Source organism: Burkholderia sp. IT-111MI5, assembly GCF_949752865.1.
GTDB lineage: Bacteria > Pseudomonadota > Gammaproteobacteria > Burkholderiales > Burkholderiaceae > Burkholderia > Burkholderia pyrrocinia_C.
Window position 1 is genome coordinate 114951 of sequence record NZ_CATKIF010000055.1, and the last position, 11236, is coordinate 126186.

Annotated in this window: 10 protein-coding genes and 1 pseudogene; 6 read left to right on the forward strand and 5 right to left on the reverse strand. The window is 67.7% G+C overall.

Annotated features, from left to right (window positions below; all coding sequences use genetic code 11):
• Nucleotides 1-63 precede the first annotated feature (63 nt).
• From ACM6JT_RS27715 to ACM6JT_RS27725, 3 genes are all read left to right on the forward strand, one after another.
• Nucleotides 64-1704 (forward strand): gamma-glutamyltransferase family protein, encoded by a 1641-nt coding sequence (locus ACM6JT_RS27715; protein WP_414857695.1) that lies wholly within the window; start codon nt 64-66, stop codon nt 1702-1704.
• 312 nt (nt 1705-2016) lie between these two features.
• A complete protein-coding gene (locus tag ACM6JT_RS27720) occupies nt 2017-2844 on the forward strand; it encodes a ferritin-like domain-containing protein (RefSeq protein ID WP_034178954.1) in 828 nt (275 codons plus the stop codon).
• Nucleotides 2845-2914: 70 nt separating this feature from the next.
• Nucleotides 2915-3421 carry a hypothetical protein gene (locus ACM6JT_RS27725; RefSeq protein WP_034178953.1) on the forward strand — a complete coding sequence of 169 codons (507 nt, stop codon included), beginning with the start codon at nt 2915-2917 and terminating at the stop codon, nt 3419-3421.
• Here the strand turns inward: ACM6JT_RS27725 and ACM6JT_RS27730 are convergent.
• The 3 genes and pseudogenes from ACM6JT_RS27730 to ACM6JT_RS27740 form a co-directional block, all read right to left on the reverse strand.
• A complete protein-coding gene (locus ACM6JT_RS27730; protein ID WP_414857696.1) occupies nt 3415-4854 on the reverse strand; it encodes a DEAD/DEAH box helicase in 1440 nt (479 codons plus the stop codon). The two genes, ACM6JT_RS27725 and ACM6JT_RS27730, sit on opposite strands and share 7 nt — an antisense overlap.
• A 73-nt stretch (nt 4855-4927) precedes the next feature.
• A pseudogene (locus ACM6JT_RS27735) lies at nt 4928-6220 on the reverse strand (c-type cytochrome); the annotation flags it as partial.
• A gap of 19 nt (nt 6221-6239) precedes the next feature.
• Nucleotides 6240-7004, reverse strand: a complete 765-nt coding sequence (locus ACM6JT_RS27740) for a c-type cytochrome (RefSeq protein ID WP_072443436.1) — start codon at nt 7002-7004, stop codon at nt 6240-6242.
• 378 nt (nt 7005-7382) lie between these two features.
• Between ACM6JT_RS27740 and ACM6JT_RS27745 the strand changes: the two genes are divergently transcribed.
• Nucleotides 7383-8315: a CopD family protein gene (locus ACM6JT_RS27745; protein WP_414857697.1), complete on the forward strand. Its 933-nt coding sequence runs from the start codon at nt 7383-7385 to the stop codon at nt 8313-8315.
• A 139-nt stretch (nt 8316-8454) separates the two neighbouring features.
• Here the strand turns inward: ACM6JT_RS27745 and dgoD are convergent, their stop codons facing one another.
• A complete protein-coding gene (dgoD, locus tag ACM6JT_RS27750) occupies nt 8455-9603 on the reverse strand; it encodes a galactonate dehydratase (RefSeq protein WP_021160175.1) in 1149 nt (382 codons plus the stop codon).
• Nucleotides 9604-9758: 155 nt separating this feature from the next.
• Here dgoD and ACM6JT_RS27755 point away from each other — a divergent pair, with 155 nt between their 5' ends.
• Nucleotides 9759-10442, forward strand: a complete 684-nt coding sequence (locus ACM6JT_RS27755) for a FadR/GntR family transcriptional regulator (RefSeq protein ID WP_034178948.1) — start codon at nt 9759-9761, stop codon at nt 10440-10442.
• A gap of 18 nt (nt 10443-10460) precedes the next feature.
• Here the strand turns inward: ACM6JT_RS27755 and ACM6JT_RS27760 are convergent, their stop codons facing one another.
• The gene (locus ACM6JT_RS27760) at nt 10461-10709 is read right to left on the reverse strand and encodes a DUF1272 domain-containing protein (RefSeq protein WP_034178947.1); all 249 of its coding nucleotides are present in this window, start codon (nt 10707-10709) and stop codon (nt 10461-10463) included.
• A 153-nt stretch (nt 10710-10862) separates the two neighbouring features.
• Here ACM6JT_RS27760 and ACM6JT_RS27765 point away from each other — a divergent pair, with 153 nt between their 5' ends.
• On the forward strand, nt 10863-11210 hold the full coding sequence (locus ACM6JT_RS27765) for a GFA family protein (protein ID WP_034179419.1): 348 nt from the start codon (nt 10863-10865) through the stop codon (nt 11208-11210).
• Nucleotides 11211-11236: the final 26 nt, after the last annotated feature.

Below are 11236 nucleotides of genomic sequence, written 5' to 3' on the forward strand. Positions count from 1 at the left end.
GACTGCCCGCGCATGCGGGCACGCGTTCGGCGCGTTCATTCAGCTTTCGACGAGGTGGCACCGATGACAGGCTTCAACTGGCACAACCCGTATCCGACGACCCGCATCCCGGTATTCGCGCGCAACGTCGTGTCGACGTCGCATCCGCTCGCCGCGCAGGCCGGGCTGCGGATGCTGTGGAAAGGCGGCAACGCGGTCGACGCGGCGCTGGCCGCCGCGGCCGCGATTACCGTCGTCGAGCCCGTGTCCTGCGGGCTCGGCGGCGACGCGTTCGCGCTCGTATGGGACGGCGAGCGGCTGTCCGGGCTCAACGCATCGGGCGTCGCACCGGCCGCGTGGAACGTCGACTATTTCCGCAAGCGCCACGGCGAGGATGCGCACGGCATCGCGAACAAGCCGACGCGCGGCTGGGATACCGTCACCGTGCCGGGCGTGATCGCGGGCTGGGAAGCGCTGCACGCGAAATTCGGCTCGCTGCCGTTCGCGGACTTGCTCGAGCCGGCGATCGAGATCGCGGAGCGCGGTTATGCGGTGCCGCCGATCGTCGCGCACAAGTGGGCGGCGGCGGTGCCCGCGCTGCAGGGCCTGCCGGGCTTCGCGGAGACCTTCATGCCGCGCGGCCGTGCGCCGCTCGTCGGCGAGCGCGTGTGCCTGCCGGGCCATGCGCAGACGCTGCGCACGCTCGCGAAGGACGGCGCCCGTGCATTCTACGAAGGCGAGCTCGCCGAGCGCATCGCCGCGTTCGCCCGCGAAGGCGGCGGCGCGCTGACCGAAGCCGACCTGCGCGCATACCGGCCGGAATGGGTCGAGCCGATCGGCAAGCGCTTCGGCCGTCACACGATTCACGAGATCCCGCCGAACGGGCAGGGCATCGCCGCGCTGATCGCGCTCGGGATCGCCGAGCATGCGGGCCTGACCGATTGGCCGCTCGATTCGGTCGATTCGCAGCACCTGCAGATCGAGGCGATGAAGCTCGCATTCGCGGACGTCTATCGTTACGTCGCCGATCCGCGCGCGATGGAAGTCACACCCGGGCAGATGCTCGACGATGCGTATCTCGCCGAACGCGCGAAGCAGATCGATCCCGCGCGGGCGACGCACTTCGGCGCCGGCCGGCCGCATTCGGGCGGCACGATCTACCTGTCGGCGGCCGACGAGCGCGGGATGATGGTGAGCTTCATCCAGTCGAACTACATGGGCTTCGGCTCGGGGCTCGTGGTGCCGGGCACCGGCATTGCGCTGCAGAATCGCGGGTACGGCTTCTCGATGGATCCGACTTCGCCGAACGTCGTCGCGGGCGGCAAGCGGCCGTTCCACACGATCATCCCGGCGTTCGTGACCGAGCAGGTCGACGGCCGCACCGAGGCCGTGATGAGCTTCGGCGTGATGGGCGGCGACATGCAGCCGCAGGGCCATCTGCAGACCATCGTGCGGATGCTGGGCCATGGGCAGCAGCCGCAGGCCGCATGCGATGCGCCGCGCTGGAAGGTCAACCGCGACTTCACGCTCGACGTCGAAGCGACGATGAATCGCGCGACGGTCGACGCGCTGGCGGCACGCGGCCATACGATCAAGTCGATCGACGATCCTTACATGGATTTCGGTTCGGGGCAGTTCATCTGGCGTCTCGATCGCGACGATCGCGAGCGCGGCTACGTGGCCGCGAGCGACAGCCGGCGCGACGGTCTGGCGGCCGGCTTCTGACGGTTCGCGTCAATTTCATGCGCTCGACGGGCGGCCGAACGGCCGCCCGTTTCGTTTGATGCGGCCGTACTACCGAACGGCTGCAAGCAGTTCGAAGGACTCGTCTAACGAACGGCAACAGACGCCGTGGAACTGCGCCTGTCCGGTATGGTCAGTGCTCTGGAGCACGAACGTCAAAGTCCGGCTAAGATGCCAGGATGGTTCGGCCGGACCAATTCACTAGAAACGCAAGTAATACGCCGCCTGCGGGACGGTCGGCGCCTGTGCCAAGGCATGGGCCGGCCCCCGCGCGACGACTGGGAGCGCACCACCATGGACACCAAAACGACGCATGTCATGCCGTGGCGAATCGAGGACATCGACCTGAACCGGATCGATCGTCAGCGTGCCGCCGCGAACGAGGATCTGCTGCTGCTGCTGTGCGCGTCGTCGTTCATCGAAAGCGGCTCGGATCTCTACACGAGCAATCTGAGCGAATTCTTCAACGACGATCCTGAAGTATCCGAGTGGCTCAACAATGCATGGGAGCACGAAGAATTGCAGCACGGCCGCGCGCTGAAGGCGTACATCGCGCACGTGTGGCCCGAGTTCGACTGGGATACCGCGTTCGCGAATTTCTTCGCCGAGTATTCGAAGACCTGCAAGGTCGAGGCATTCGAGAAGACCCGCGCGCTCGAGATGGTCGCGCGCTGCGTCGTCGAGACGGGCACGGCCACGCTCTATCGTGCGATCAACGAATGCTCGGACGAACCCGTGCTGAAGGAAATCACCGACAACATCCGCACGGACGAAGTGCGTCACTACAAGCACTTCTTCAAATTCTTCAAGAAGTACAACAAGCTCGAAGGCAATGGCCGGCTCGCGGTGCTCGGCGCGCTGGCGCGCCGCGTGATGGAAATCAAGAACGAGGATTCCGAGATCGCGCTGCGCCACGTGTTCGCGGTTCGTTATCCTGATCGCGTCGGCGACAGCCAGTACAACCGCGAGCGCGCCGCGCGCATCAGTACGCTCGTGCGGCGCAACCTGTCGGCCGACATGTGCGTGAAGATGCTGCTCAAGCCGCTCGACCTGCCCGCGAGGATCCAGCCGGGCGTCCACTATCCGCTCACGAAGATCACGCGGCACGTATTCCTGCGCTGAGCGCCGCTGCGCGGCCGGTCGAGCGTATGCTTGCCGCATCGTCTCCGATCTGCACCAGGGCCACGCCACCATGACCGATACCCATCGCCACGCGCTCGAACAATGGACGTTCGACGCGTGGCCGCCGGCTGTCGTATCGCTGTTCGACGGCACCGCGCTCGAGCGTCATGCCGATATCGCCGCATCGCTGATCGTCGCGACCGACGACGGCCAGTTGCGCACGACGCTGCTCGGCGTCGGCGAGATCTATGCGCACGATGCGCGCACGCTGCTGCTGGCGCTATGGCCGCAATCGCGTGCGGCGCGCGCGCTCGCGCAACGGCGCGCGGCCGCGTTGACGCTCGTCGCGGACGGCGCATTCTTTCAGGCGCAATTGAGGATCGAGCCGCTCGAAGGCGACTTCGGGGGACTGGCCGGATTCGCTGCGACGATCGCGCACGGCGATGCGCAGCGGGTCGGTTATGCGCGTCTCGCGACAGGCGTCACGTTCACGCTGGAAGGGGAGCGCGCCGCGGTGCTCGCGCGCTGGCAACGCCAGCTCGAGCACCTGCGGCGCGCGGCCGCGCGGCTTCAGTGACCGCGCTGGCCGCTGCGCGACGAACGGTTGCGGTTCGGGTGCGCGGCGTTGCCGCTCGCGGGGCGCGCGCTGTTGCCGCCGCCCGCCGGGCGTGCGCCGCTGCCGCCGGCGCCGCCTTGCGTGCGCGGCTTCGCGGCCTTCTGCTGCGATGCCTTCGGTTGCGCGTTGCCGTCGCGCTTCGCGGCCGGCTGGCCTGAGCCGCCTGCGCGCGGCTGGCGGTTGCCGCCGCCGCCACCGCCGCGAGGTTGCTGCTGCCCGCGGCGCTGCTGGATCGGCTCCGGCTTCGCATTCGGATCGGGTTCGAAGCCCGCGATCACTTCCTGCGGAATCTCGCGCTTGATCAGCCGCTCGATGTCGCGCAGCAGCTGCTTCTCGTCGACGCACACGAGCGACACGGCTTCGCCGGTCGCGCCCGCGCGGCCCGTGCGGCCGATCCGGTGCACGTAATCCTCGGGCACGTTCGGCAGGTCGAAGTTGACGACGTGCGGCAACTGGTCGATGTCGATCCCGCGCGCGGCGATATCGGTCGCGACGAGCACCTGCAGCGTGCTGTTCTTGAATTCGGCAAGCGCGCGCGTGCGGGCCGACTGGCTCTTGTTGCCGTGGATCGCCATCGCGCTGATGCCGTCCTTCGTCAACTGTTCGGCGAGCCGGTTCGCGCCGTGCTTGGTGCGCGTGAACACGAGCACCTGGAACCAGTTGTGTTCGCGGATCAGGTGCGTGAGCAGCTCGCGCTTGCGGTCGCGGTCGACCGGATGGATCTTCTGCGCGACGCTCTCGGCGGTCGTGTTGCGGCGTGCGACCTCGATCAGTGCGGGCGAGTCGAGCAGGCTGTCGGCGAGCGCCTTGATCTCGTCGGAGAAGGTCGCCGAGAACAGCAGGTTCTGGCGCTGCGGCGGCAGCTTCGCGAGCACGCGCTTGATGTCGTGGATGAAGCCCATGTCGAGCATCCGGTCGGCTTCGTCGAGCACGAGGATGTCGAGATCCGACAGGTCGATGGTCTTCTGCTGCATGTGGTCGAGCAGGCGCCCCGGCGTCGCGACGACGATGTCGACACCGCGCTTGAGTGCATCGATCTGCGGATTGATGCTGACGCCGCCGAACATCACGGTCGAGCGCAGCTTCAGGTACTTGCTGTAGGCACGGACGCTTTCCTCGACCTGTGCGGCGAGTTCGCGCGTCGGCGTGAGGATCAGCGCGCGCACCGCGCGCTTCGCGCCGCGATGTTCGGCGTAGAACGTGTGCAGGCGCTGCAGGATCGGCAGCGTGAAGCCGGCGGTCTTGCCGGTGCCTGTTTGTGCGCCGGCGAGCAGGTCGCCGCCGCCGAGCACGGCGGGGATCGCCTGCTGCTGGATCGGAGTCGGCGACGTGTAGCCGAGCTCGTTGACCGCCTTGACAAGCGGTTCGGCCAGGCCGAGAGATTCGAAAGACATAGATACCACTCTTGAGTTTTATGATCGGCGACACCTCGCGCGGCCCGCGCGGGGACTGGCGTCGCAAAAAGCAAAGGGGCGCGGAACGCAGGTCGCTCACCTGTTGCGGCGAGATCGGCGTACCGTTGTTGCCCCACGACATCCGGATATACGTTACAACGGCTGCGACTTCCTGGTTCGACAGCGACTGCGCGAACGGCGGCATGCCGTACGGACGCGGATTCTTGAACGTGCTCGGCGGATAGCCACCGTTCAGCACCATGCGGATCGGGTTGACCGCCGATTCCATCATGATCGAGTGGTTGCCCGCGAGCGGCGGATATGCCGGCGGCTTGCCCGCGCCGGTTTCGGCGTGGCAGGTCGCGCAGTTGTCGGCGTAGATCTTCTTGCCCTGATCGAACAGCGCATTGCCGAACTGCTTCGACGGCTCGTACTGCATGTTCTTCGGCGCTTCAGCCTTCTGCGGGATCGACTTCAGGTACGTCGACATCGCGCGCGTATCTTCGTCGGTCATGTACTGCAGGCTGTTGTGGACCACGTCCGCCATCGGGCCGAACACCGCGCCCTTCTGCGACACGCCGGCCTGCAGCAGGTCGGACAGCTCCTGCACGTGCCAGTCGCCGAGGCCGAGTTCCTTGTCGTTCGTCAGCGACGGCGCATACCAGTTCTGCAGCGGGATCAGGCCGCCTGCGAACGCCGACGAGCTCACCGGGCCGCCCATCATGTTGATCGACGTGTGGCACATCGAGCAGTGGCCGAGGCCTTCGACGAGGTAGGCGCCGCGGTTCCATTCGACCGACTTCGTCGGATCCGGCTTGTATTCGCCTTCCTTGAAGAACAGCGTGCGCCAGCCGATCAGCAGGTTGCGGTTGTTGAACGGGAACTTCAGTTCGTGCGGACGGCTCGGCACCGACACCGGCGGGACCGAACGCAGGTACGCGTAGATCGCGTCCGAATCCGAGCGCGTGACCTTCGTGTAGCTCGCGAACGGGAAGCCCGGGTAGAGCAGGCTGCCGTCCTTCGAGCGACCCGTGTGCATCGCGCGGTAGAAGTCGTCCGACGTCCACTTGCCGATGCCATCCTTGTCGTCCGGCGTGATGTTCGGCGTGTACATCGTGCCGAACGGCGTCGCCATCGGCAGGCCGCCCGCGAACGACTTGCCGCCGCGCACGGTGTGGCACGCGATACAGTCGCCGACGCGCGCGAGGTATTCGCCCTTCTTGATCAGCGCGGCCTGGTCGGCCGGCGTGGCCGCGACGGCGGCAGCGCCGTGCAGCGTGTCGTTGCCCGGCCACAGGACCGGCACGAGGGCGGCAGCCGCGACGATCGCGACAGCCGAGAGTGCAAACAGGGACTTGCGTTTCATTGTGTCTGTCTCCCTTGCCTTATTGCGGTTCGCTGCCGCAGGCGAGCGGAGTCTTCATCGAACGCGCCGGTGCCGGCACGGGGTTGGCGGGCGCCGGTTGCGCGGCGAGCCACGCGGTCACGGCCGTCACGTCTTCGTCGGAAAGCTTTGCTGCGATGTCGTGCATGCAATCCGGTGCCTTCGCGTGGCGGTTGCCCGAGCGCCATGCGCCGAGCTGTGCGCTCAGGTAATCGGCGTGCAGGCCGACGAGGCCCGGGATCGCCGGCTGCATGCCGGTCAGCCCCGCGCCGTGGCAGGCCACGCAGGCCGGCAGCTTGCGGGACGGGTCGCCCTGCGTGACGAGCTGCTTGCCGCGTGCGAGCGTCGCGGCCGGCAGTGTCGGCTTCGCCGGCGTCGGGTACGGCGGACGCTCGGCCGAGAAGTGCTCGGCGATTTCGCGCAGGTAGTCGTCGTTCAGGTACGTCAGCAGATAGTTCATCGGCGGGTACTTGCGCCGGCCGTCACGGAAGTTGACGAGCTGGTTGTACAGGTACTCGGCCGGCTTGCCGGCAAGACGCGGGAAGTAGTCGTTGTCCGTGCCCTGGCCGTGGACGCCGTGGCATGCGGTACAGCCGCGCACGCGCTCGGCCATCGTATCGGGTGCCTTGAGCGGCGCCTGCTGGGCGTGCGCTTGCTCCGTGGGCTTGGTCTGCGCTTGGGCAGCGCTCATAAGGCCCGCTCCGCCGATCAACAGAACGGCGAGCAGCGGACGGAAGAGGCGTCTTGAAGACACACGAGACTCCATGATTATTCGTCGGGGACCTTGTCCGGGCTACGATCGGCTCGGCGCATGGACGGCAGGACAGCCGGGCTGCTGCGACGCGGCATTCTATCATCGATGGGTAATGACGGCTATTTGGCAAAAGGACAGCGGTTCCTGTCTGTTTACGACTTGCGACAATTTGACGCGTATTGCGCAGCGGCGAAGTGAACCGGCGTGCGCTTTCACCATCGAAGACCGTACACTCGCGGGTCGCGCGGCGCCGCCTCCGCCGCAGGTCCAGTCATTTCTCCCGTTTCCGGATTCATCAATGACGTTTTATACCGTGCCGTTGCCTCGTTCCCGCTGTCTGTCCCGTTGCCGCCGCGCCGCCGGCCGGCCGTTTCCGGGAGGGTGCGCGCAATGAAGTTCGACAGCTTGTGGATCGGGCAGGTCGCGCTCGCGGCGCTGATGGACGCCGCGTTCGCGATGGCGGTCGGCTCGGCGCTGCTCAAGGCGTGGCTCGGCAAGGACGGCGCGCGGCCGGTCATCTCGCCTTCGCATCCCGCGTGGTTGCGCGCACAACATTCGCTGGTCGCGGCGGCGCTGGCGCTCGTGCTCGCGGATCTCGGCTGGCTGGTCTACGAGGCCGCGACGATGAGCGGCGCGGGGCTCGGCGGCGCGTTCGCCTCGATTCCCGTCGTGCTGATGCAAACGCACGCGGGCTTCGCATGGAGCGTCGCGTTCGCCGGCGCGGTGGTGCTTGCGATCGTCGCGCTGGCGAAGCCGGAGGGCCCGGGCGCGCACGCGGTGCTGTGGCTCGCGGTGATCGTGGTCGCGGCCGGCAAGGCATCGCTCGGCCATGCGGCCGATCCGGGCGCGCTGTCCGCGGCGGTCGGCGTGCAGACGCTGCACCTGCTCGCGACGGCCGTGTGGGGCGGCCTCGTGCTCGCGGGCGGGCTCGCGGTGCTGCCGGCGCTCGGTTCGTCGGTCGCACGCGGCGCGCTGATCCGCATCGGCCAGCACCTGTCGCGTACGTCGATCATCGCGGTCGTATTCCTGCTCGGGACGGGCGTGCTCAATGCGCTGCGCGGGCTCGGCGGCTCGCTCGCGCCGCTCGACGGCAGCACGTGGGGGCGCGTGTTGCTGCTGAAGCTGCTGCTCGTCGCACTCGCGCTCGTGCTCGGCGGCCTGAACCGCTTCTCGGCGCTGCCGCGGCTGCGCCGCACCGCGTCGACCGAGGATGCGCACACGTTCCGCAACATCCTGCATCTCGAAGGGATGACGATGATCGGCGTGTTCGTCGCGGCCGCCGTGCTGTCGTTCAGCGTGCCGGGGTTCGCGGCGCTCGGTTGACGGCAGGTTCCTCGCGGCGCGACGCAAGGCCGCCGGCGCGTGTCTGGCGCGTGCAGCTCGTCGCGCCGCTCACGTACAAACGGCCGCCTGTCGGGCGGCCGCTTCGAAGTCGATGCGTATCGCGCGATACGCAGCGTGCTCACCACTCGGCGACGCTGCCGTCCGCGTGGCGCCACACCGGGTTGCGCCAGCGGTGGCCCGTCTTCGCCATCTCGCGCACCTTTTCCTCGTTGACGTCGATGCCGAGCCCCGGGCCCTGCGGGATCGCGACGAAGCCGTCCTCGTAGCGGAACACCTCGGGGTTGCGCAGGTAGTCGAGCAGGTCGTTGCCCTGGTTGTAGTGGATGCCGAGGCTTTGTTCCTGGATGAACGCGTTGTAGCTGACCGCATCGAGCTGCAGGCACGCGGCGAGCGCGATCGGGCCGAGCGGGCAGTGCAGTGCGAGCGCGACGTCGTAGCTTTCCGCGAGCGTCGCGATCTTGCGGCACTCGGTGATGCCGCCCGCGTGCGACGCGTCGGGCTGGATGATGTCCACGTAGCCGCCCGCGAGGATGTGCTTGAAGTCCCAGCGCGAGTACAGCCGTTCGCCGAGCGCGATCGGCGTGTTGGTCTGGTTGACGATGTCGCGCAGCGCCTCGGCGTTCTCCGACAGCACGGGTTCCTCGATGAACATCAGCTTGTACGGGTCGAGCTCCTTCGCGAGCACCTTCGCCATCGGCTTGTGCACGCGGCCGTGGAAGTCGACGCCGATCCCGACGTGCGGGCCGACCGCGTCGCGCACGGCCGCGACGTTCGCGATCACCTGCTCGACCTTGTCGTAGGTGTCGACGATCTGCAGCTCCTCGGAGCCGTTCATCTTCACGGCCTTGAAGCCGCGCTCGACGACTGCGCGCGCATTGTTCGCGACGTCGCTCGGCCGGTCGCCGCCGATCCACGAATACACCTTGATGCGGTCGCGCACCTGGCCGCCCAGCAGCGCGTGCACCGGCACGCCGTGATGCTTGCCCTTGATGTCCCACAGCGCCTGGTCGACGCCCGCGATCGCGCTCATCATGATCGGGCCGCCGCGGTAGAAGCCCGCGCGGTACATCACCTGCCAGTGATCCTCGATCAGCAGCGGGTCGCGGCCGACGAGGTAGTCGGCCAGTTCCTGCACCGCGGCCTCGACCGTGTGCGCGCGGCCTTCGACGACCGGCTCGCCCCAGCCGACGATGCCTTCGTCGGTTTCGATCTTGAGGAACAGCCAGCGCGGCGGGACGACGAAAGTTTCGAGGCGGGTGATTTTCACGATGCGAGTCTCCATGGTTGGCCGGCGCGGGCGCTCGGGCGCGGCGCGCGGTCGCGTGCTTTCGCGATTATCCTAGCGTAGCCGGATAAAAAATAGTATTAATAGCATTATTGTGCAGATAGTGGGCAGCCTGCACGCCGGCCCAACGGAGAACGATCATTCAACACGACCTGCATGGACAGACGGCTTTCCGGCTTGCGACGGCGATCCTGCGCGGCGACTATCCGCCCGAATCGCTGCTGCCGAGGGAGCCCGACCTGATGGAGCTGTACGGCGTGAGCCGCACGGTGATGCGCGAGGCGCTGCGCACGCTGACGTCGAAGGGGCTGGTCGAATCGCGGCCGAAGGTCGGCACGCGCGTGCGGCCGCGCCATGCGTGGAACCTGCTCGACGCCGACCTGCTCGACTGGTACGCGCGGGTCGCGCCGCCGCTCGCGTTCGCGCTGAAGCTGCAGGAGATGCGCGAGATGATCGAGCCGTACGCGGCCGCGCTTGCCGCGCGCGCGCATACGCCGGAAGCCTTCGACGCGATCGACGACGCGGCGCGCGCGATGGCCGATGCACGCAACGTAGACGAATGGGTGCGCGCCGACCTGCGCTTTCACCTGAGCGTGCTCGCGGCGGGCGGCAACGAGTTGCTGGTGCCGCTCGGCGCGCTGATCGATCGCACGCTCGAGGCACAACTGCGTCTGAATGCGCGCCGCGCGGACGTGTACAACGCATCGCTTGCCGAGCACACGGCCGTCAGCGACGCGATCCGCGTGCGCGACGAGGACGGCGCGCGCCGCGCGATGGCGGCGCTGCTCGCGGTGACACGCGCGCGGATCGAGATGTCGTGACGGGGCGGGGCGGCGCCTTCAGGCGGCGTTTGCGCAGCCGCCCGGCTTGTGGATGCGCTCCGTCGACGCAGGATACTTCGCGAGCAGGCTTGCCGGACGCCGCGGGCGCACGACCAGGTCGCCGCCGCAGTTCGGGCAGCGGCCTTTCAGCACGTCGTCGGCGCAGGTCGCACAGAACGTGCACTCAAACGTGCAGATGCGCGCATCTGCCGAATCGGGCGGCAGGTCCTTGTCGCAGCATTCGCAGCCGGGGCGCAGTTCGAGCATGATGGTTTTCCTTGGTTGGGGAGGGTCAGGACGGGCGCCGCCGGACATTGCGCGCGGCGCATGTGCGCGCTACTGTACCCGCTTGAATCGGCCTGGCCAACGGTGTCCCGTCCGGGCGCCGCCGACGCGCACGGGCCGCACCGGGAGACGACCATGCTTTATCGCGGAAGCTGTCACTGTGGCGACGTGAAGTTCGAAGTGGAAGGCGACCTGCAGGGCGTGATGGCGTGCAACTGCTCGATCTGCCAGCGCAAGGGCGCGCTGATGTGGTTCGTGCCGCGCGACCACATGAAGCTCCTCACGCCCGACGAGAATCTCGCGACCTACCTGTTCAACAAGCACGTGATCAGCCATCGCTTCTGCAAGCGCTGCGGCATGCATCCGTTCGCCGAGGGCGTTCATCCGAACGGCACTGCTATGGCCGCGATCAACGTGCGCTGCCTCGAGGATGTCGACCTCGACACGCTGCCCGTCACGCACTACGACGGCCGCTCGCACTGAGCGGCGTGCCATCGCGTGAACGTACG

Excerpts from the sequence above, each read along its gene's own strand:
- ACM6JT_RS27715 (WP_414857695.1), top strand. The coding sequence starts at position 64 with ATGACAGGCTTCAACTGGCACAACCCGTATCCGACGACCCGCATCCCG.
- ACM6JT_RS27720 (WP_034178954.1), top strand. The coding sequence starts at position 2,017 with ATGGACACCAAAACGACGCATGTCATGCCGTGGCGAATCGAGGACATC.
- ACM6JT_RS27725 (WP_034178953.1), top strand. The coding sequence starts at position 2,915 with ATGACCGATACCCATCGCCACGCGCTCGAACAATGGACGTTCGACGCG.
- ACM6JT_RS27730 (WP_414857696.1), bottom strand. The coding sequence starts at position 4,854 with ATGTCTTTCGAATCTCTCGGCCTGGCCGAACCGCTTGTCAAGGCGGTC.
- ACM6JT_RS27740 (WP_072443436.1), bottom strand. The coding sequence starts at position 7,004 with ATGGAGTCTCGTGTGTCTTCAAGACGCCTCTTCCGTCCGCTGCTCGCC.
- ACM6JT_RS27745 (WP_414857697.1), top strand. The coding sequence starts at position 7,383 with ATGAAGTTCGACAGCTTGTGGATCGGGCAGGTCGCGCTCGCGGCGCTG.
- ACM6JT_RS27760 (WP_034178947.1), bottom strand. The coding sequence starts at position 10,709 with ATGCTCGAACTGCGCCCCGGCTGCGAATGCTGCGACAAGGACCTGCCG.
- ACM6JT_RS27765 (WP_034179419.1), top strand. The coding sequence starts at position 10,863 with ATGCTTTATCGCGGAAGCTGTCACTGTGGCGACGTGAAGTTCGAAGTG.